This is a genomic window from Shewanella sp. ZOR0012 (assembly GCF_000798835.1).
Taxonomy (GTDB): domain Bacteria; phylum Pseudomonadota; class Gammaproteobacteria; order Enterobacterales; family Shewanellaceae; genus Shewanella; species Shewanella xiamenensis.
Genome location: NZ_JTLE01000094.1, coordinates 2,235,586 through 2,257,125 on the forward strand (window position 1 = coordinate 2,235,586; position 21,540 = coordinate 2,257,125).

Here is a 21,540-nt window from a genome sequence, read left to right on the forward strand (position 1 = left end):
GCGAGCTTCACCATCGAAGCTCCATACTGGGTAGTTATCTTTAAATTCACTAATAACACCTTCTGCATCAACAGGTGAAACACCTTTCTGAATACTGTCTTCTTCAAGTAAGTTAACTACTTCAAATGTTACAGATAGATAATCTGTCACATTATAGTTAGCACTTAAATCTACTGTGCCATAAGCTTGATGCTCGCGGTTACCGTAGAAACCTGGTAATTCACGCATCATATACTCTGAACGCCAGTTATATGCTATACGAGCAGAGAAATCATCCATCTCGTAGTAACCGACTAAGTTTACAGTGTGCTTAGATGAGTCAGAAAACACTCCAACACGATCAGCATAATTTTCGGCAGGTGAGGTTGCATCGGCAAAGGTGTAGTTAGCGGAGTAACCAAAACCGTTATCGAATGAATCTAGTAATTGCAGTTCAATACCATCTATTGAACCACCTGTAGCATTATAGTTTTCACTCACTGTCCAACAGTCATATATACCTGCACCACAGGAGCTACCACCTTGACTCACTAAGTTTGGATCTTCAATACCAATTTGTTGATTTAATTTTTCACGGGTTGAAATAAATGAACTAACATCTTTGATAAAGTAAGTTGCTGCAAATAAACCTTCACCGCTGAAATACCACTCTAAGCTTAAATCTGCTTGAGAGGCTTTAAATGGCAACAGATTCACACTCCCAGTTACTTTCTTTTCGTTACCTGGAGTACCGTCGTTAAAACCAGGTAATTTAGAAGTCGCAAAAAGATCTGCGTAGTTAGGGCGAGACATAACTTGTGCTGCTGATGCTCTTAAAATTAAATCACTTGCTAAATCAAATGCAATGTTAACGCTTGGTAAAACATCATTATAGCTTGCCTTATCTGTACTTAAATCATCTGCATAAGTACCTTTTGTACTGAATGCGTAATAATCCGATTCAACATCGGTAGAGATATATCTTAAACCGAAATTACCCCGTACACCTTCACCAGCAAATGTGGCCATAGTGTATAGAGCTAAGTTTTTCTCTTGAAGCGTACCGTAACCAGATTTGTCTAAAGTAAAGCCATCAATGGCGGCATAAGCATCTCTGATCATATTGTCAAAGATAGGCTTAGGTAAGGTAAAACCTGCACCTGATGATATAGTTCCTGAGTAATATTCAGAGGCGTCTTTTGCAGTAATATTTGATGATTGCGCAGCTTCAGTCGTTTGAGTTACGTCATGATCCGCATAACTAATACCTGATTTAATTGAGGTAATAACACCAAACTCAACTGGAACAGTTATATCAAAGGTCGCAAATGACTCTTCATCAGTATTAGGTTGTTTTTTCAATGCCCAACCCGCAGTTTCCAACTTGCCATTAAAATCACTGGCATCGAAAGCATTATTAGCGATGTCAATTTTGATAACATCACCAGTTGCATCGTAAATACCCGCAAAATCTGCCGCTTTACCAATAGACTGACCATAGTTGGATGTCAAATCGGTACCACCCTCAGCTTTAGTCTTACCGATACGGCCTTCTAACTTATAGGCATCAGCTTGATATGCAAAATCGAGGTCCACTGTATCAGAGGACATGCTTGCCTTACGAGCCCAAGTTTGTGCCCATGCAAAACCACCTTTATCGGTATGCTCAACTAAAGTACAAACACCTGCGGCATTTTTCTTAAGACACTTGTTTTCACCCTGTTGGGTCGGGAATAAGAAAATTGACGTATTGGCATTGTTTGCATCAAGCTGCAAACTCATAACATTTAGACCGAACTCAAGGCTATCAGTTGGTCTGTATTGGAAAGCAGCATTAACAGCAGTGCGTTCACGGTCTTGTTGGAAAGTTGTTGGAACAATTTCCCCCCAACCAAGTAACGACTCAATACCATTACGTTGGTATTCAGTTTTATCTAATGAACCAGCAACTAAAAAGCCAAATTTTTCGTCTTCAGTTTTCCAGCTATATAAACCTGAGGTCTGCGGATCTGTCGCTTCAGAAACAGTACCGTAATCACCTTTTGCACTTAAAAATACAGAATTAGCTTCTAAATCAAGCGGCTTACGAGTCTTAACTAACACTGTGCCGCCAATACCGCCCTCTGCAACATCAGCCTGAGAAGATTTCTTGACCTCTATACCACCAACTAATTCGGGAGGAAGTAAGCTGTAATTAAAACTGCGATCAATGGCTTGTTGATCAAACCATCCTGTTGAGGCGACAGAATGCCCATTTAATAATGTGCTAGTAAGTTGGCTAGAAGCACCTCGAATAGAAACTTGTTGACCTTGGCCAAACTGACGGTTTACCGCAACACCAGGAATACGGCCTAAAGACTCCCCCACGTCACCGTCAGGAAATTTACCAATATCTTCAGCGGTCACAGCATCAACAACAGCGTCAGAAAAACGTTTGTCGTTGACAGAAGCTTTCATTGAAGCTCTCATACCACGCACTTCAATTTTTTCAATATTTTCAGGAGCGGCAGCAGTGGCAGCTGCTTCTGCAGCGACAGCACTGATTGAAACCGCGCTGCCGAGGAGGATAGCAATGTTTGTAGCTAGTACACTTTTCTTAAAGGATGATGGTCGCATCTCGTTTCCCTTCCATAACTTTATTATCGTTTTAGTATTCATAACCATTCCGATGGAATGACAACGCTGTCATGTCTAGAGCAAACATTACACAATAATTAACAGCCTTGCCACAACAAAATAACTCTGGACGAAAAAAAAAGTCATAACACTGACTTTGGCAGGATAGAATCTGAATATATTTAAGCAAAAATAATCACTTAAATAATTTGATGTAAAATTACAACTTATAACCGAGTGTTAACAGTTGAAAAATGCCGCAGTTTGTAACAAATGAGCATTGCTATACGGCATAAATGCTCGCACTATAAGCAACATAATAAAAAGTTAACTGACAACGCTGTCGGCTTGTAAATTACGCTTAAAGGATTGAGGTTCATCAATCTGCTAGCCCTTCGCAAATTCGAATAAAGAGTTTTTAGATCAATGAAAGTCACTATCAACGACGTCGCTAAATATGCTGGAGTGTCAATCAAGACAGTTTCCCGCGTAACCAATAATGAGCCATCGGTGAAACAAGCCACGATTGATAAAGTGAACGAGGCCATTAAAGCATTAAATTATCAGCCCAATCTTGCCGCAAGAAATCTGGCAGGGACAAAATCCTATGCTATTGGTTTTATTTATGATAATCCTAATGCGTATTACATTATTGATATGCAAAATGGGATTTTATCGGCATGTAAAGATAAAGGCTACGAGCTTGTTATCCACCCTTGTAATGCTAAATCTGACACAATTTGTGATGAGCTGACTCAGCTTGTTAAACATTCGAGGCTTGCAGGTTTAGTGTTAACACCGCCACTTTCAGAAGATCCAAAAGTACTGAAATCTCTCAACGAGATCGATGCAAATTATGTCCGCATTATTGCAGGGGAAGGAGTTAAAGAGCCAGATGGGCTCACCATTTTAGTGAATGACAAGTCGGGGGCGGTTGAAATAACCCAGCATTTGATTGATTTGGGCCATAAAAATATCGCTTTTATAAGTGGTGATTTGCACCACGAATCCACGAAAGAACGATTACTTGGCTATAAACAAGCATTAACAAAAAACCATCTAATTCTGAATGAGGATTACATAATTGAAGGGAAATACTCATTTGAATCGGGGGTCGAAGGCGCAAATATCCTGATTAAACTTAAAAACCGTCCTACTGCGATTGTTGCTTGTAACGACGAAATTGCAGCTGGAGCACTTTTTGCCGCACGTTTAGCAGGGCTTGATATTCCTTGCGATCTATCAATTGTAGGCTTCGAAGATAGCCCATTTTCACGCCAAACTTGGCCGAAGCTTACCACAGTTCATCAACCCAATTCTGAAATTGCCCAAGTTGCGACAGAACTGTTAATCGATAAACGTCGTGAGCTAGATGCTAAATTTGCAAAAACATTTACCCCAGAGCCGGTTATCCGCGATTCTTCAGCCTCACCTAAACACTAGGATATATTGATGTTTTAGACTTATATTCGTAGTGTGTGATGCAAAAGTGGCGCATTGTCGTCGTAGTACGTAAACGGATTCTCTAGTAGCAGTAATATCAAATCCAATATCGAAAAATGCCATACTAAAAACACGAGAGAGCATAGCTCACTCGTGTTTATACCATTAGTGTAATTTCAGCTTTGGTCTTTGCCACTTGAGTAGCTTTTGTGCGATGCGATAAATAATCGCAGAGAACCAGCCATATAGGCTCGCTAAATGCCTTTGATATAAAGAGATGTACATCAGCCTTGCGATATGGCCTTCAACGAAGAAAGTACCAGAGCGCAGATTCCCCATTAAATTACCCACGGCCGAAAAGCGGCTTAATGAAACTAAGGAACCATAATCTTTATAGACAAAAGCCTTTTCAGCCTTATTTTGTAGCCGGTTCACAATATTCTCATATAGCGTATCTGCCATCTGAGCGGCGGCTTGAGCGCGTGGCGGAACAGGTTGACCAGACTCAAGAATTAATAGGGCGCAATCCCCAATGGCATAAATATCTTGATGGCCTTTCACCCGCATACAGGCATCAACTTCGACTTGGTTTCGCGGCGTAATAGGCAGTTTAGAAAAATTTCGGAAGGCTTTTGGACCTTTAACGCCAGCCGCCCAAACCTTTAGGCCCGCCTCAATCACATCACCATCTTGAGTGATGAAGCCATCACGCGTCACTTCCTTTACCTGCACCCCGATGTGTAAACGAATACCGATTTTATCAAGTACGGCTTGGGCTCTAGCACTTACACGCTCAGGTAGTTGGGGAAGAATTTTGGGAGAGGCTTCAATAAGATGCACATCAAGATGATGTTTTGAGATATTAAGGTAACCATATTCTTTTACTGATTCAATCACATGATGAAGTTCAGCGGCTAACTCAACGCCTGTTGCGCCTGCGCCAACAATGCCTATACTGACTTTCTCTTGTGTTTCATTGAGTTGTAACAAGGCATCCAAGAGCTTTTGATGAAATAAGTTAGCGTTATCTAAACTATCGAGAAAAATACAATGTTGCTCTGCTCCTAGGGTATTAAAGCTATTGGATACTCCACCTAAGGCCAGAACTAAATAATCATATTCAATCTGACGAGGTTCAAGCAATAATTCTCCTGAATCACTATATACAGCAGCAAGCTGAATAGTCTTTGCATCTGGTTCACACTGCTCAATTTCACCACGAATATAACGATATCCATTTTTAAGGCCATGATCTCTGTAAAGTAATCCCTCAATCGACTGATCGATAACCCCCACAGCAACTTCGTGTAATTTTGGCTTCCAGATATGAATAGGGCTTTTATCAATTAAGCAGACATCGACGACATCACCACCGCCCAACTTACGGCCTAATTTTGAGGCCAGCGCTAAACCTGCAGCTCCACCGCCCACAATCACGATTCGTTTCGTAGCCAAAATAACAACCTCACAAGCTCATTTAAGTGGCTAAGTTATACCATGGAACAGATAAGAGATAACTACTTTAGTCTAACTAAGCAGACCATTTTACATTAAAGATATTTCAGAAATCGAACGACTTAATGAGCTACGTGATAAAATTTAGGCGACAAAAAAGGGCCCTCAGGCCCTAATTTTAAAAGAATAGATTTAAACCGCTTCTTCGTTTTCTTCCCCAGTTCGAATCCGGATAACCCGCTCAACATCTGTCACAAATATTTTGCCATCACCAATCTTACCAGTACGTGCAGTTTCAACAATCACATCTATAGCTTGATCAACGAGATCATCTTGGATCACAAGCTCAATTTTTACTTTTGGCAAAAAATCAACCATATACTCAGCACCACGATAAAGCTCCGTATGTCCTTTCTGACGACCGAAACCTTTGACTTCGAGCACAGTCATTCCCGTGATCCCAATCTCAGCAAGTGACTCGCGCACATCATCTAATTTAAAAGGCTTAATAATGGCTTCAACTTTCTTCATCAAACATTCCTCAGCACTTGCTTACAGATAATCAAACAGAATAACACTAGCTTACACGGGGTTAAGGTATTATTGAAGCATCGGCATCGCTTTACTCATAAAACACAGTTTCTATAAAACGGTTCTTAGCACATAAAAATCTAAAAATTACATCGCAGATCCTAGCCTGACATTTATACTTGTAGTTAGCTGTTGATGTTTAAAACCGCCTGCTGGACGCGGGATACTTATGACAAAGGAACTGTTATGAATACCCATCAAAATGGTTTTAGCCTGATAGAACTATTCACCACTTTATCCATATCAACACTTCTCCTTACGATTGGGGCTCCAGCGTATACTGACATAACTGACCATTTTAGAGCAGATTCGAATATAAAAACGGTTCAACAAACATTCGCATTTGCACGTAACACCGCAATAAACTACGGATATAGGGTAACTGCTTGTCCTCTCGTTAATGGACAGTGCACTGATAACTGGCAGCAAGGTATCTCAGTTTTTACTGACTCAGGTGCAGCTGAAACACTTGATTTAAATGATAAAGTGATAATGATTATTGATGAATTCGATAGCAAAGATTTTATAAAGTACAACCGTAACTCTGTAAGATTTCAGCCAGATGGGCTTGCATCAGGCAGTAACGGCACCTTTAAATATTGCCCACGAACATTAGATAACAAAAATTCTAAAGCAATTGTGGTCAATCAAGCGGGACGAGTTCGCTTATCTACGGCAAAAAATATTGACTGTAAATAAATGCATATTGGTTAATATGCTAGTACACAATCCATTGAATGCTGCTAAGTTGTTAATGCCCTGCCACAGTATTGAGGTGCAGGGTATCAGCTTTCTCTATGCTGAATATAAATTACTCGTACATAACTAAAACCATTTAAACCTAGTGTATTGGCTGTGCTAATTATAAACGACACTGTAAAACAACTTATTGGTTATATTGAATATCTTAGATAGTTACTGATCTTGTAGGCTCTCTCGCATATACTTAACCGAGTTAACGCGAGGATTATTCAATGTTTACTCTCTCAAAAGGTTTTACTTTAGTTGAACTAATGGTCACCATCGCAATTGCGGCTTTACTTCTTTCTATTGGCGTCCCCTCTTTTACTTCAATGTATGAAGCGACTCGTAGCGCAAATGAAATACAAAAAATTAATGACCTTTTTGCCTTTGCGCGAAATCAAGCGGTGAATTACGGTGCTACAGTCACAGTATGCCCCTATGCAGCAACACCCTGTGGCAATGACTGGAGTAAAGGGTTTAGTGTCTATATTGAGAACAGTGGCGCTAAAAAAGTCTTAAAGGTAATTGATGGATTTAACTCGAAAGACACGATCTCCCTTAGCGGCCCTACAGATAAAACAGTAAACTTCACTTCAGATGGTTTAGTCTCTACTGAAACATCGATTATATATTGTCCAAGTGGAGAAAGTGACGGCTCTAAAAGCATAAAAATTAGTACATCAGGATTAATCAAAGAGGGAAGTGATAACCAAAATTGCTTATAACTGACTGAGCATCCACTTACAAATTATCACTATATTCAATTTCAAAAATGCCAAATCAAATAAAACGATTTGGCATTTTTAATGCTAAGTTTAAAACCATCGTTTTGGCGCTAAGTTTTTATTAAGCTTAAAATGAATCACTAAAAGTGTTTATCTAGGTGTCAACTTATCCAATTCTTGAGCCTTAAGGCTGTTGAAAGAAGCATTAAGCTCAACGCATTCTTCTACTGCATTGATGTAAGACTTTTTACCATCACTCGACTGACGAAGAGTCCCAACGAGATTTGCCATTCTCAATGGCATTTCACTCATTTTCCAACGATAAAAAGCAATTTCAGCATTATTTTTAAACGTAATATAACATTTAAAATCCTGTTCGACCTGTGGATTTCCGCTGTCAGCCCAAACTTTACTCGATATCAACACCAAAATCGTGGAGAGAATGACTCGTTTCATTTCCAACACTCCGTACTTGGACCTTTAGCCCCGGTATCTGTAATGGTTAAAGGTGTACAGGATGAATCTCTGCTTGCCTGTACTCCTTTTGCGACTGCTTTTAGCGTAAATGATGTAGTACCACTTGATGTCACAGAGTAATTACCATGTTCAGTAATATAGGGATCTGCGCCTATCAGCTTAGTTAAATCAGTAGCATACTTACGATTATCTAAGTAATACTGTTCTTGTAAATTGGCTAATCTCATCAACGCCGACAAACCTTCAGCTCTCGTACTTTGCGCCACGTATCGAGTATAAGAAGGATATGCGATTGCCGATAAAATTCCGATGATAACAACAACTATCATCACTTCAATTAATGTAAAACCGTTATCTTTAATCTTCATATACAAATATTTACTCATTTATATGGTAATAAATTTTATTGACACCTAAACCAGAAGCGACGTTTATCGTGCCACTGTATTCACCATTTTCATTTTTATCGCCTTTTCCGACACCAATAATATAGATATAGGGATCCTTACCAGATTCTGGAGCTGGGATCACAATTTGCGGCGTGTCAGGAACTCTTTCTCCGAGTTCATAATATAACTGAGAAAAAGATCTTGTTCCTTTATGTAAATCAAATGCATAGAGCTTACCAGCACCAGAAACTAAACAAACGTTATCAGCAACAGAATCGGCTGGCGGTGAATAAGAGGTAAAATATACTTTTCCTTGAACAATCAGTGCCGCAGTCAAGCTTTTTTCACCGAGTCCAGAAAAATCATAATACCAACCAAGTTTAGTACCGAAATTGATATTATCCGTTTCTGACGTAGGAGCACTTGATGTCACATCATACAAATTATTAACTGTAATCGTTGCGGGCACATTACCTCCCGTAAAACTCTTAGTGACGACGTTACGATCCTGAAGCATAAAAAACATATCATTAACATCAGTGCTTGAAGGACTTGGCCTCATTCCACTACCCACAGCAACGGCATCATAGGGGACATTTTGGTGTGTTTTCGTCGTTACGGTTTCGGTCCCAGTTGTCACCGATACTTCGGACAAATTAGTAAACATTGTTTGCGCAACCACAGGTTCTGCGAAGAAACGTCTATTATCGCTATTTGAACCTCCCAATGAAGCAAACTTAAAAGCGGTCCATGTACTTGAACTTGCTGTAGGTAAATCCATACGCCAAATATTACCTGTAACATCCGATGCATATATGCGGTCTGTATAGCCATCAGTGTTGCTATCAAGCACTGCGACTGAATTAGGAATACTGCCTTGGATACCTGGAAGCACAGTTGCTCCACTCGCCGATCCGCCAAAAGAATGGATCAGCGTTCCCTTTTGTGCATCAACAATATATACAACACTACCTAGGGGTGAAGTCGTCGGCGTAGCATCAAAGCTCACATCATAACCTCCACCAAAAATCAATACCGGTTTATCGTAACCAACTATTTTAGTCACAATTGGTTCCGACCATGTCTGACCTAGATCGGCAAAACCATCACTAGAAGGATTAATAGTCCACATAAGAGAGGGACTGTCTGGATTAGATACATCTAGAGCATAATAAGATGAGCCACCACGCCGCATACCTACAAAAACCCAAGCCTTGTTTACTTTACCGGTAGAATCCGTTTCAGTATAAGCAACGGGAGATGAATCCATTCCATACACAGTGTGGACACCTGATGGGTCATTCGTTCTAAGCTCAAATAAATTTGGTAAAAGCTCGTAGGGTATAAATCCCCATGTTTCTGACACTGACTCACCAGCATCTTTAAACATATGTAAAACGCCTTGGTTTGTGCCCAAAATAATTCGGATATCCGTGGCCGTTTCACTACCAAAATTCAATGCAAGAGGTTTCGAATGTAAAGGGTCTCCCATAACATCACTGCGTTTATCTGTTGTACTACCGTTTTTATTGTCGTCGTCAACATCAATACCTTTTAACCAGTCTAGAGTATTTGCGACTTCATCAATGCTGGTCCTCATAAAGGTAGCTAAAGCTTGATCGCCACCAGCGGCACTTTGTGCATTCGATAACGTAAGAGGAGACAAACTATTTGCTCCTCCTAAATTACTCAAAATGGTTCGACTCGCTTGACTCTTGATTTGAGCCGCAGCACCACCAACCTCCACCTTATTACCATCTTTTTGACTGGCGCAATCAGACCAAATCGTACAAGCGGTATCTTTAATATTTCCGTTATCAGCAATAGCCGCATTTCCTTGACTATCAACTAAGGTGCCATCAGCTGTTACTTTAAGTTTCTTTAAATTACCACTCCAGCGAGGACCTTTACCTGGTAAAAACATCGCATAGTAAGCAGCATCAAAGGTTTGTGTTCTATCAAAGTTATTACTCGCAATACTTGGAGAAGTAAAACTCGAGTCTATATTAAGAATATTTGATAACGCATCATTAAGGGCATTTTGTAATTCTAAACTATTCTGAGCCGCAAAATATAAGCCACCACCACGTTTAGCAGTTTCCGCTAATAAGGGGGCCGCATCCTCTGCGCCTTTACTAAAACCAATAGTATAAGTGCGCACATTTTGCATTTGCTCAGTGTTAGAGCTATCAAGTTTATTGATTAGATCATTATTGAACATATAACTTGCTAATGCAGGTAAATAACTAGGCGAACTTAAACCCTGAGAAAATGAGGAATAATCACCGCTTTTACTTGCTGCCGCAGTTAAACTTTTAACATCGTTATTAGCACTTCCATCAACTGTTGGTGAGCCATCAGTAACATAAATCACATAGGCAATATCAGTACAAACTTTAAATGGGCTACTATAAGTACCGTTTTTTTCTACAGAAGTATCATAAGGAGGGCGATTGCCTACATAAGAGCCATAATCGGTATCCGCGTGTCCAAAAACAACACTTTTACCAGCAAAATAACGATAGGCTTCATACATAGTTTCACACAAAGGTGTATTAGTTTTTGCTGGTAACTTATCAATAGTTAATAGTAAGCTATCTCGAGCAGCATCCGTCATTTGTGTAATACCAGAAACTATCCGGCCACCATCCCTATTCCCCTCATTAGGATAATTGTAATTAAATACAGCCAACCCAAAATCCACAGTTGGGGTAGAATTAATAATGTTAGAAATCGCCTTCTTCGCAATCTCTAACCTTGAAACTTTTACGGTTGGCAACCGTCCGTCTTTAGACAACCAATACCATCTTAAATAGTTATCTGTATAAAAAGTGACAGGCTGACCAACACCAAAATCTGTATTTTTTGCGGCAATTAAAGCATCACCCCATGTGCTACTGGGGGAAGATGACGTAAAATAAGGAAATGCTTTCTTTTTCCAACCACTCTGTATTGTTAACCCATTAGCAGGAAATCCGTCATTGTAAGAAGATGAGTTTTGAGGATCTATTGTAGAAATATCCTCCCAGCAATCAACCACCTTAATATTACGACCATCTGTCTCAGGAAACTCTTTCCACACCCCCGTAGTCCCACTTGAAGTGAACTCGCGAATATAGCCTGTAAAACGGCCATATTGATCCAATGCAGCTTTACTTTGATTACAGCCGTTTATCGTAGCATCAAAATATCGTCTATCAGAACTGGTATCAGGCTTTGGTAATGCTCCGCCTCCCACGGTGTAATAGATTCGATCGCCACTGTACCCTGAACCACTAACAGGGGGATAGTCATAATCGGGATCATAATCAATCACCTGAGTAATTTCTTCGGTAGACATACTTCCCGAGTTATCAAAAATAACCAAGACTTTAGGCCGAGCACCCGTGCGAGTTGTCGACTCTTTAACATATAATTCCGTATCATCGCCAAAGGTTGAGGTTGAAGTTGATATTGACGTTACAGCCAATGCAAGCAATGTACACAAAGTGAGTTTTTTAGTTAGCATATCTTCACCCCCCCGTCCCAGCTATTACTTCTTGCTCCACTAACATAATAACTGTAAGTTGTCCTAAATTATCACGACCAAAATTAGCTGTACTTCTAATTTCTACCCGACGACAATCTATAAAAGGTGTTGGTTTAGAATTTCTTTGACACTCAACATCTTTCGCACCAACAACTACATTACCCGCAGCGTCCACTTCAAATGGGCTCGGTGTTAATGTTTGTAGGGAACCGAACTCTGTCGCAGTCATGATATTTGATAAAGTCGTTAAACTCTTCTCTTTATTAACTTTCTCCAAAACCGCTTCTAAGCCGCCATCGGCGATTGCTTTAGCTTCTATTCGCTCAGAACCCGCACCTGACATTCGCATAGATTGCGTAGAATTTACCGCCAACGCGACACCTATGATGGTCATTAATAGTAGGACTATGAGTGCGAAAAACAGTACTATTCCTTTTTGCTTTCTCATCCATTCACCCTCTAATTTCGAATTAACACAGGATTGGCAAGCACCATAGTAGTTGAAACCACTTTTCGTCTAAAATGGTCGTTTAATCCTTTGATTTCCTTATCGCCTAAATTATAAGTAGTTTCATTTGTATAGGTTTTATCTTCATCAATCGCTCTAACTAATAAGAAAACCCTAATTGCAACTAAACGCTGAAACAATTCATTATCCCACATTAAAGGTGTAACATTTTCAGCAGGCATAAAACTATCAGCAGTATCATCGCCATTACTATCAAAACCATAGAGAATACGCATATTCTCTATTCCCTCAACTAATTGTTCTTCGTTATTCATGCCATTATTTTTAGTGAGTGTTTTACGTCTTAATACTGGCACAGAACCGTCATTTTTTATAAAGTATATATGATGCTGATACTCCCAGAAGCGGGCATTTTCAAGTGCAGGATTAGGAGGGTTTCCCCCTTTGAATAACACTGCTTCAGTTGGATTTACAGCCATATAATAACGTTCACCATTAGGGTTAGTAACCGGCGGCCCAATAAGCCTTTTAATTTGAATAACATCCGTATTCGGATTAACACCATTTAAGCAAGTCAAACCCTCTGCACTTTTTCCAGCTTCATATCCCCAAAGACGCCTAAAGTGTGCAAGCTCGGCGTTAGGCAATGTACCATTGTTAACACCAGCACCAATACAATCATTGGTAATGCCGTCTCTTAGCGCCATATTCGTTCCAAGAATAAAGTCCGTTCCCGTAATATCCCCCATAAAACCAAGTTGGGTAATATCTCTTTCCATCAGCGCCAATGCAATCCTGCCATTTTCTTGTAATTGGTTGAATTGACTAGTCGTTACCACATTTGAAGATGACATACTAAACATGGCGAACAGCCCTAGCGTAAGAAATAGCCCGATCAGCATCGAAACCATTAACTCCACTAACGACATTCCCTTTTGAACATTCGTCATTTTGTCTGCTCGCCTAAATAATCACTGTTGATACAACAAAAATACGTCGACGAGTGCCAAGATCCTCACCACATTCATTCCCTGTGTATGTTGTGCCGGCGCCCTCACGAATACCTCTCCATGCCACGGCAACAGTCACCGTCGTTCCATCAATGGCTATACAAGCTGTTGGAGTATCTAATCCACCGACATTTTGGCCATCAACGATTTCCGCAGCGCCCATGAAACTCTGTTCCCATTGATAAAGGTCCCAAGCTTCAGTTTCAGCTGGAGAACACAAACTGACTGCGCCAACAGCAACATCACACTCTTTAGCCGGCTTAGCCAGCGTTCCAGTATATTCTCCGCTATAATTGGCTAATTGCGTTCGATTAAGCTTCATACGGTTAATAATATCGTTGGCATAGTAAGAAGCTTGTGTCTGCTGAAAAGATTCAAAGCTGCCGCGCTTAGCCACTATGTGTAAATTAAAAATACCGATCAGGCCAATCACTAAGATCACTAATGCAACAAGCACTTCAATTAGTGAGAAGCCTCGTTGAAATCCTTGATGTGTCAATCGTTCGAATTTAGTCATATTTTTGACATGCTTTTCAGCTATTTACCCTTTTAAATCTTAATCTTACGATAAAACCATTGCTAACAGTTAATAATAGATGAGTAAAATGTAAGTGGCCAGTAACAATAGCATATAAGCTGCAATCTCATTATGCTTTGTTTGAATTTAGTCATACTTAGACAATAAAAAAGAGGCCATTGGCCTCTTTCAATTTACTACTATTTTCTACATTAATTAGCGTAGTTCAGCGGGTACGGCAAAGACAGTATCTTCTTTTCGTCCTTCGACTTCAGTCACCACACTTGGCGCTAATTTCGCTATGGCTTGAACCACTTGCTGTACAAGAACCTCTGGTGCAGACGCACCAGCCGTTACAGCAACTTTAGTTACACCCTCAAACCAAGATGAATCAATATCATCTGCAGTATCAACCAGATAAGACTCTGTACCCGTTTTTAATGCTAATTCACGCAAGCGGTTAGAGTTAGAGCTGTTTTTCGAACCGACCACAATTAACAGATCCACATCGGCCGATAAGTTACGCACCGCATCCTGACGGTTTTGCGTCGCGTAACAAATATCATCCTTACGTGGGCCTTCGATGGACGGGAAACGCTTTAATAAGGCGCTGATGATATCGAGTGTATCATCGACCGAGAGCGTTGTTTGAGTCACGAAGCAGAGGTTATTAGGATCGCGAACTTGTAAAGTCTCGACATCTGCCGGGGACTCAATCAGATAAACACCACCATTGGGGTTATCGTATTGTCCCATGGTGCCTTCAACTTCAGGATGCCCCGCATGGCCAATCAAAATACATTCAATACCCTTGCGACTTGCTCGAGTGACCTGCAAATGCACTTTGGTGACTAACGGACAAGTCGCATCGAATACTCGCAACCCACGCGCCTTAGCTTCGGCACGTACCGCCTGAGAAACTCCATGCGCACTGAAGATCACAATATTGTTATCCGGTACTTGGTCTAACTCTTCTACAAATACGGCACCGCGATCCTTCAGATTTTGCACCACATAGCGGTTATGCACGACTTCATGGCGAACATAAATCGGCGGCGAAAATAACTCGAGCGCACGCTCAACAATACTAATGGCGCGGTCCACACCAGCACAAAAGCCGCGAGGATTTGCCAGCATAATATTTAAACTTGGGCTGGTAGGATCTAATTTCATCTTAAAGTACCTTCACCACGTCGAGTTCAAATGTCACTTTGCGTCCCGCTAGAGGGTGATTGAGATCGACCGTAATCGAATCGCCCGCAACCTCACGCACAATTCCGGGGATCTCACTGCCGCCAGGACCAGCAAAACTCACGATAACGCCAACTTCAAGCTCCATATCGGCTGGAAAGCGGGTTCTATCCATATAATGAATCGCATCGGGATTTGACTCACCAAAGGCATCGACCGCTTCAAGCGTAAAGCTGTGCTTATCACCTTCATTCAAGGAGGCAAGCTGCGCTTCAAATGCTGGGCTTAAACTACCATCACCGATATTGAGACGTGCTGGCTTACCCGAGGCTTTAGTGCTATCGGCGGTCGAACCATCTTCAAGCACAATATTCATATGGCACAATAACGAACGTGTCACAGTCACTACTTCACCTCTTCGGTTTTATCTTGTTCGGATTTGCTGTTAAAAAACGAATCCCAAATGATCAGCACTGCGCCGATAAAAATCGCGGAATCGGCGATATTAAAGGCGGGATAATGGCTCTTACCCCAATAAAAATCGATAAAATCCACCACAAAACCATGCATCAATCGATCGATTAAGTTACCTAGGGCGCCACCAATCACTAAGGTGTAAGCCAAATTTAACTTCCAGAGAGATGCCGCTTGCTTGCGCAGCCACACAGTCAACAAGGTACTAAAACCAACGGCCACTAAGGTAAATAACCAACGTTGCCAACCACCCGCTTCACTTAAAAAGCTAAATGCGGCGCCATAGTTACGTACATAGGTGAAATTAAAAAAAGGTAATAACTGCACCGATTCGAACAAATCAAAATTGGCTAAGACCCATTGTTTGGATAGTTGATCGGCCAAAAACACCAATACAACTACCCAATACCAACGTAAGCCACTGTCTTTCCAAGTTAATGGCATACAGATCCTTTACGCAAACAGACGAACTTCGCCGTCACCTTCAATATTGGTTACGCAGCGATGGCACAGCGTTGGGTGAGCCTCAATCGTGCCCACTTCTTCCCTGTGGTGCCAACAACGTTCGCATTTTTCTGCTGTTGTTGCATTTACCACTAACTTCAATGAAGCCAGCTCAGTTTCAACGGCATCGCTTGTCGCATCTGCCAATGGCAATACTTTAGCTTCTGAAGTTAACAGGACGAAACGCAGCTCATCACCAATGTGCGTTAACTGTTCAGTTAAAGCCGCATCAGCAAACAGTATGACTTCGGCTTCTAAGGAGCCACCAATACGTTTATCACGGCGCGCTTGCTCGATGACCTTGTTGACCTCGTTACGTACAGTCAGCAGATTTTCCCAGTACGCATCACTTAAATCAGTATCTAAAGTGATAGATTGCAGACCTTGATACCATTCTTGGGTAAACACGTAAGCATCACGTTGACCTGGCAGTAATTGCCACACTTCATCGGCAGTAAAGCTCAGGATTGGCGCAATCCAACGCACCATAGCTTCGGCGATATGGAACAATGCCGATTGACAGCTACGGCGGGCATGGCCCTCTTGCTTAGCGGTATATTGGCGGTCTTTAATGATGTCTAAGTAGAAGCTACCTAGCTCAACCGAGCAAAACTGCATCAGCTTTTGCGTCACAATATGGAAGTTATATTGCTCGTAAGCTTCGATAATTTCTTGCTGAAGAGCGGCCGCGCGGCGCACAGCCCAACGATCTAACGCCACCATATCTTCTACTGCCACTAAGTCATTAGCAGGATCGAAGCCATTAAGGTTCGCCAGTAAGAAACGAGCGGTGTTACGAATACGGCGATAAGCATCGGCGCTACGGTTTAAGATTTCATCCGATACAGTCATTTCACCGCTGTAGTCGGTTGCTGCAACCCATAGGCGCAAAATGTCCGCACCTAGTTTGTTAGTCACTTGCTGCGGCGCAATCACGTTACCAATAGATTTCGACATCTTGCGACCTTTACCATCAACGGTAAAGCCGTGGGTAAGCACTTGCTTGTAAGGTGCTTTACCAGTCATCGCGGTAGAAATCATCAATGATGACATAAACCAACCGCGGTGTTGATCGCTACCTTCGAGATATAAATCGACGCCATGACCATGAAACTCAGGGCGCGCGCCTACCACTGAAGCAAAGGTTGAACCTGAGTCGTACCATACGTCTAAGGTATCGGTCACTTTGCGGTATTGTTCGGCTTCTTCACCCAGTAATTCGGCAGCATCGAGATCCCACCAAGCTTGAATGCCTTCCTGCTCAATACGATTAGCTACACGTGCCATTAATGACACGCTGTCAGGGTGCAGCTCTTCAGTTTCGCGGTGTACGAATAATGTAATTGGTACGCCCCAAGTACGTTGACGGGAGATACACCAATCAGGGCGATTCTCAACCATCTTTTCGATGCGGCTTTGGCCCCAGTCAGGTATCCACTGAGTCTGCTCAATTTCACCTAATGCTTGCTTACGCAGGTTGTGGTTATCCATTGAGATAAACCATTGCGGCGTAGCACGGAAGATAATGGGCGTTTTATGGCGCCAGCAGTGTGGATAGCTGTGACGGTACGCAACATGGTGTAATAGCGCGCCTTTTTCTTTCAGCAGCGCAACCACATTGTCGTTTGCTTTAAATACGTGTTGACCGGCAAAGAACTCAGTCTCTGGTTTGTAGACACCGTTATCGCCAACTGGGTTTGCCACTTCTAAACCGTATTTTTGACCTACCACGAAGTCGTCTTGACCATGGCCAGGTGCTGTGTGAACCACACCCGTACCGGCGTCAGTCGTCACGTGGTCACCTAAAATTGCAGGTACGTCAAAGGCTAAGAATGGATGCTTAAAGCGAACCAGCTCAAGCGCTGCACCTTTAACTTTACCTAACACGCTATGGCTCTCGGCGCCGTAACGCGTCATACAAGCTTCAACTAACACGTCGGCCAGAATAACCGCGTGAGTCGCGCCCTCTTTGACAAATTCAACCAAGCTGTAATCAAGCTCAGGGCTGATAGATAACGCGCGGTTCGCAGGCAGCGTCCAAGGTGTGGTTGTCCAAATCACCATAGCGACTGGATGTGAGTAATCGCTTACACCAAACTGAGCGGCAACGGCTTTGCTGTCAGTTGCAGTAAAGGCCACATCGATAGCGGGAGAGGTTTTATCCTCGTATTCCACTTCGGCTTCAGCAAGGGCAGAACCACAGTCTGTACACCAGTGAACAGGTTTAACACCTTTATGTAAGTGACCGTTTTCAATCACTTTTGATAAAGAGCGAACAATATTGGCTTCAGTGGCAAAATCCATTGTTAGATAAGGTTTTTGCCAATCGCCTAACACGCCTAAACGAATAAAATCTTCGCGTTGGCCATCGACTTGCTCGGCAGCATATTTACGGCATTCTTCACGGAATTCGGCCGCAGAAATTTTTTGACCAGGCTTACCGACTTTTTGCTCAACTTTCAGTTCAATTGGCAGACCGTGGCAATCCCAACCCGGCACATAAGGCGCGTCAAAACCTGACATGGTTTTTGACTTAACAATAATGTCCTTAAGTATTTTGTTGACTGAGTGACCAATATGAATACTGCCGTTCGCATACGGTGGGCCGTCATGCAAAATAAAAGGTGTGCGGCCAATTCGGCTATCACGGATCTGCTGATACAGACCGTCTTTCGTCCAGCGCTCTAACATCTCTGGCTCGCGATTTGCCAAATTACCACGCATCGGAAACTCAGTTTCCGGCAAATTCAAAGTAAATTTATAGTCGCTCATTGATCCTATACCGTTAATTAAACTGATAAATATCAGCCTGCATCGTTACCAAATAAAGCTCTGGCCTCATTTGCATCATTCAAAATTTGTTGTTTTAGTGCATCCAATGAATCAAAAGGTTGTTCATCGCGAAGTTTTGCCACTAACTCAACCTCAACATGCTTGCCATAAATGTCACCTTCAAAATCAAAAAGATGCACCTCAAGCTGACAAACTTGACCATTTACGGTCGGGCGGAAACCAATGTTGGCAACCCCTTCATAAATATCGCTATCTTCCCAATAGAGTTTCACCGCAAACACCCCGCGCACTGGCACCACATTGCGCTTGAGGGCGATATTGGCGGTGGGAAAACCTATGGTTCGGCCAATTTTTTGGCCATGGGCCACACGGCCGCTTAAGGTAAAGGGGTGACCGAGTAGGCGTCTCGCCTGCTCCAGGTTTCCTTTCGCCAATTGTTCTCTTACCGCGGTCGAGCTCACACGTTGCGAGCCCACCATAAAACTCTGGGTGCTGACCACGGTAAAGCCATAACGAACTCCCGCCTGCATCAGCATTTCGAAATTGCCTTTTCGGCCTTGACCGAAGCAAAAGTCATCGCCAACGACGAGATACTTCACTCCGAGTTTACGCACCAGCAGTTCTTCGATGAAATGCTCCGCTGGTTGATCTGCAAAGGCACGGTTGAAGTTAACACACACTAACCGTTCAACGCCTAACTCATCGAGCAGGATGATTTTGTCCCGCAGTAAGCTCAAACGCGCGGGGGCATTCTCACCTCGGAATAACTCCTGTGGCTGAGGCTCAAATGTCATCACTGTTGGCGGTAACGACAGCTGTTTGGCCTTTTGCACCAGATTAGCAATCACCTGTGCATGGCCGCGATGCACGCCATCAAAATTACCTATCGTCAGCACACAGCCATGGTGAGATGACAAAATGTTATGTGTACCACGGATTAATTCCATAACTTTAGACAACTGCCAAGCGCAAATCGGCTGATTATATAACAGCTAACGATAAGAATCAGCAATCAAACTCCCCGTTTCATTGACCAAGGACGAATTCCCAACGCCAGTAGCCCAAGTAAATACGTGATAGTCCCAACAGCAATCAAACCAATCAAAGCCTTAGCTCGTAAAGCTAAATGCCATTCTACCCATTGAGATTGCGTGGGTAATAAATAGTACAAGACTACCACCATCAATGCCGTAGAGACCACGGCTTTAAGGAAAAACACCATAGTCGGTTTGGTAATACGATAAACCCCTGCTTTATGCAGGCCGCGATAAAGTAATGTGGCATTAAGCAAGGCTGACATGGATGTAGCAATCGCCAAACCCACATAACCAAATGGGATTGCAAATATTAAGTTAAAGCCCATATTGGTGATCATAGCGATGATGCCATAGCGTACGGGGGTTTTAGTATCCTGGCGAGAATAATATCCTGGCGCTAACACCTTGATTAACATAAAACTCAGTAAACCGCTTCCGTAAGCCATCAAACTGTAAGAGGCCATTTGCACATCATTGATAGTAAAGGCGCCGCGCATAAACAATACCATTAACATAGGCTGCGCGAGCACTATCAACCCCATCATCGCAGGCAAACCGAGTAATAAAATCGCTTTAATTCCCCAATCCATGGTGTTACCAAAGCCATCTCCTTCTGCATTCACATGATTTCGCGATAACGCTGGTAAAATCACGGTTGCAATAGCAATACCAAATAAACCAAGTGGAAACTCTAATAATCGGTCTGAATAATAGAGCCAACTAATAGAACCAGTCATCAAGAAGCTGGCGATAAAGGTATCAAATAACAAGTTGATTTGTGAGACAGAAACCCCAAACAATGCAGGGATCATCAAAGTTCTAATCTTCACAACCCCGGGATGTTGCCAACCCCACGAGGGTTTTACTAACGCTTTCTCTCGGAGCAGAAACGGAATTTGGAATAAAAACTGAATTAAACCACCGCAAAATACTCCCCATCCCAAGGTAATTTCGGGCTGAGAAGACGTTGGAGCGAAAAACATTGCCGCCGCAATAATGGCCACATTTAGAAACACTGGCGTAAAAGCCGATACAGCAAAGCGTCCTCGAGTATTTAAGATTGAGCCCGCTAAAGCAGTAAAGGTGATAAACCACAGATAAGGAAAAGTGATTTTTAGAACGACCGTTGCTAACTCAAACTTAGCACCATCAGGTTCGTTATTCAGCCAGGCCATAAACCAGCCGCCACCAAATAATGCGGACAACACAGGAGATGCAATCACACCGACAAGCGTGACAATCGTCACTAAGAGCCCTAAGGTCCCCGCCACCTTACTGAGTAACTCGCGAGTTTCGTCCGAGGTATGCTTTTCTTGATATTCGGTCAGTACGGGAACAAATGCCTGTGCAAAGGCGCCCTCGGCAAATAATCGACGTAAAAAGTTAGGAATTTTATTCGCGAAGAAAAAAACATCAGCGCTTGTCCCTGCACCCATTAAATTGGCAACGACAACATCTCTAACCAAACCTAAAACACGGGAAATCAATGTCATAGCACTAACAATCATGCCTGACTTCAATAATTTTTTACTCAAACGTCCCCCAGACCTATATCGAATGGATTAGGTGATTCATCTCAAAAAATCGACTCAGGCTC

Annotated in this window: 18 protein-coding genes; 3 read left to right on the forward strand and 15 right to left on the reverse strand. The window is 42.3% G+C overall.

What is annotated here, in order from left to right:
- A partial coding sequence (locus L976_RS11405) for a TonB-dependent receptor (protein WP_047540414.1) occupies positions 1-2,595 on the reverse strand: 2,595 nt, incomplete at its 3' end.
- A 426-nt stretch (positions 2,596-3,021) separates the two neighbouring features.
- On the opposite strand from L976_RS11405, the gene L976_RS11410 reads away from it, so the two are divergent.
- Positions 3,022-4,038, forward strand: coding sequence for a LacI family DNA-binding transcriptional regulator (locus tag L976_RS11410; RefSeq protein WP_047536817.1), 1,017 nt, complete (start codon positions 3,022-3,024; stop codon positions 4,036-4,038).
- 165 nt (positions 4,039-4,203) lie between these two features.
- On the opposite strand, the gene L976_RS11415 is transcribed toward L976_RS11410, so the two are convergent.
- Positions 4,204-5,493, reverse strand: coding sequence for an NAD(P)/FAD-dependent oxidoreductase (locus L976_RS11415; RefSeq protein ID WP_037421015.1), 1,290 nt, complete (start codon positions 5,491-5,493; stop codon positions 4,204-4,206).
- Positions 5,494-5,685: 192 nt separating this feature from the next.
- Positions 5,686-6,024, reverse strand: coding sequence for a nitrogen regulatory protein P-II (gene glnB, locus L976_RS11420; protein WP_011073353.1), 339 nt, complete (start codon positions 6,022-6,024; stop codon positions 5,686-5,688).
- A 246-nt stretch (positions 6,025-6,270) separates the two neighbouring features.
- Between glnB and L976_RS11425 the strand changes: the two genes are divergently transcribed.
- Positions 6,271-6,783 (forward strand): GspH/FimT family pseudopilin, encoded by a 513-nt coding sequence (locus L976_RS11425; RefSeq protein WP_047536825.1) that lies wholly within the window; start codon positions 6,271-6,273, stop codon positions 6,781-6,783.
- 275 nt (positions 6,784-7,058) lie between these two features.
- Positions 7,059-7,553, forward strand: a complete 495-nt coding sequence (locus tag L976_RS11430; protein WP_047536829.1) for a GspH/FimT family pseudopilin — start codon at positions 7,059-7,061, stop codon at positions 7,551-7,553.
- A gap of 150 nt (positions 7,554-7,703) precedes the next feature.
- Here L976_RS11430 and L976_RS11435 read toward each other — a convergent pair whose 3' ends face one another.
- The 12 genes from L976_RS11435 to murJ all read right to left on the reverse strand — a co-directional run bounded on the left by L976_RS11435 (position 7,704) and on the right by murJ (position 21,478).
- On the reverse strand, positions 7,704-8,009 hold the full coding sequence (locus L976_RS11435; protein ID WP_047536832.1) for a TapY2 family type IVa secretion system protein: 306 nt from the start codon (positions 8,007-8,009) through the stop codon (positions 7,704-7,706).
- Positions 8,006-8,398 carry a type IV pilin protein gene (locus L976_RS11440; protein ID WP_047540417.1) on the reverse strand — a complete coding sequence of 131 codons (393 nt, stop codon included), beginning with the start codon at positions 8,396-8,398 and terminating at the stop codon, positions 8,006-8,008. The genes L976_RS11435 and L976_RS11440 overlap by 4 nt, the downstream gene beginning before the upstream one ends.
- Before the next feature lie 10 nt (positions 8,399-8,408).
- Positions 8,409-11,927: a pilus assembly protein gene (locus L976_RS11445; RefSeq protein ID WP_047536835.1), complete on the reverse strand. Its 3,519-nt coding sequence runs from the start codon at positions 11,925-11,927 to the stop codon at positions 8,409-8,411.
- A 4-nt stretch (positions 11,928-11,931) separates the two neighbouring features.
- Positions 11,932-12,396 carry a pilus assembly PilX family protein gene (locus L976_RS11450; RefSeq protein ID WP_047536840.1) on the reverse strand — a complete coding sequence of 155 codons (465 nt, stop codon included), beginning with the start codon at positions 12,394-12,396 and terminating at the stop codon, positions 11,932-11,934.
- A gap of 11 nt (positions 12,397-12,407) precedes the next feature.
- Positions 12,408-13,367, reverse strand: coding sequence for a PilW family protein (locus tag L976_RS11455; protein ID WP_047536843.1), 960 nt, complete (start codon positions 13,365-13,367; stop codon positions 12,408-12,410).
- Between the two features lie 13 nt (positions 13,368-13,380).
- Positions 13,381-13,968 carry a type IV pilus modification protein PilV gene (gene pilV, locus L976_RS11460; RefSeq protein WP_047536846.1) on the reverse strand — a complete coding sequence of 196 codons (588 nt, stop codon included), beginning with the start codon at positions 13,966-13,968 and terminating at the stop codon, positions 13,381-13,383.
- 192 nt (positions 13,969-14,160) lie between these two features.
- Positions 14,161-15,117 (reverse strand): 4-hydroxy-3-methylbut-2-enyl diphosphate reductase, encoded by a 957-nt coding sequence (gene ispH / locus L976_RS11465; RefSeq protein ID WP_047536849.1) that lies wholly within the window; start codon positions 15,115-15,117, stop codon positions 14,161-14,163.
- Position 15,118: 1 nt separating this feature from the next.
- Positions 15,119-15,541 (reverse strand): FKBP-type peptidyl-prolyl cis-trans isomerase, encoded by a 423-nt coding sequence (gene fkpB, locus L976_RS11470; RefSeq protein WP_047536852.1) that lies wholly within the window; start codon positions 15,539-15,541, stop codon positions 15,119-15,121.
- The gene (lspA, locus tag L976_RS11475; protein WP_037421196.1) at positions 15,541-16,053 is read right to left on the reverse strand and encodes a signal peptidase II; all 513 of its coding nucleotides are present in this window, start codon (positions 16,051-16,053) and stop codon (positions 15,541-15,543) included. Before lspA ends, fkpB begins: the two co-directional genes overlap by 1 nt.
- 9 nt (positions 16,054-16,062) lie before the next feature.
- Positions 16,063-18,885, reverse strand: a complete 2,823-nt coding sequence (ileS, locus tag L976_RS11480; RefSeq protein WP_047536855.1) for an isoleucine--tRNA ligase — start codon at positions 18,883-18,885, stop codon at positions 16,063-16,065.
- A 32-nt stretch (positions 18,886-18,917) separates the two neighbouring features.
- Positions 18,918-19,853 (reverse strand): bifunctional riboflavin kinase/FAD synthetase, encoded by a 936-nt coding sequence (gene ribF / locus L976_RS11485; RefSeq protein WP_047536858.1) that lies wholly within the window; start codon positions 19,851-19,853, stop codon positions 18,918-18,920.
- A 65-nt stretch (positions 19,854-19,918) separates the two neighbouring features.
- Entirely contained in the window at positions 19,919-21,478 is a 1,560-nt protein-coding gene (gene murJ, locus L976_RS11490; RefSeq protein ID WP_047536861.1) for a murein biosynthesis integral membrane protein MurJ, read from the reverse strand.
- Positions 21,479-21,540 lie beyond the last annotated feature (62 nt).

Coding starts and splice junctions, on each gene's coding strand:
- L976_RS11450 (WP_047536840.1), bottom strand. CDS start 12,396: ATGAGAAAGCAAAAAGGAATAGTACTGTTTTTCGCACTCATAGTCCTA.
- L976_RS11440 (WP_047540417.1), bottom strand. CDS start 8,398: ATGAAGATTAAAGATAACGGTTTTACATTAATTGAAGTGATGATAGTT.
- L976_RS11435 (WP_047536832.1), bottom strand. CDS start 8,009: ATGAAACGAGTCATTCTCTCCACGATTTTGGTGTTGATATCGAGTAAA.
- L976_RS11445 (WP_047536835.1), bottom strand. CDS start 11,927: ATGCTAACTAAAAAACTCACTTTGTGTACATTGCTTGCATTGGCTGTA.
- L976_RS11410 (WP_047536817.1), top strand. CDS start 3,022: ATGAAAGTCACTATCAACGACGTCGCTAAATATGCTGGAGTGTCAATC.
- ribF (WP_047536858.1), bottom strand. CDS start 19,853: ATGGAATTAATCCGTGGTACACATAACATTTTGTCATCTCACCATGGC.
- lspA (WP_037421196.1), bottom strand. CDS start 16,053: ATGCCATTAACTTGGAAAGACAGTGGCTTACGTTGGTATTGGGTAGTT.
- L976_RS11455 (WP_047536843.1), bottom strand. CDS start 13,367: ATGACGAATGTTCAAAAGGGAATGTCGTTAGTGGAGTTAATGGTTTCG.
- glnB (WP_011073353.1), bottom strand. CDS start 6,024: ATGAAGAAAGTTGAAGCCATTATTAAGCCTTTTAAATTAGATGATGTG.
- ispH (WP_047536849.1), bottom strand. CDS start 15,117: ATGAAATTAGATCCTACCAGCCCAAGTTTAAATATTATGCTGGCAAAT.
- ileS (WP_047536855.1), bottom strand. CDS start 18,885: ATGAGCGACTATAAATTTACTTTGAATTTGCCGGAAACTGAGTTTCCG.
- L976_RS11425 (WP_047536825.1), top strand. CDS start 6,271: ATGAATACCCATCAAAATGGTTTTAGCCTGATAGAACTATTCACCACT.
- L976_RS11430 (WP_047536829.1), top strand. CDS start 7,059: ATGTTTACTCTCTCAAAAGGTTTTACTTTAGTTGAACTAATGGTCACC.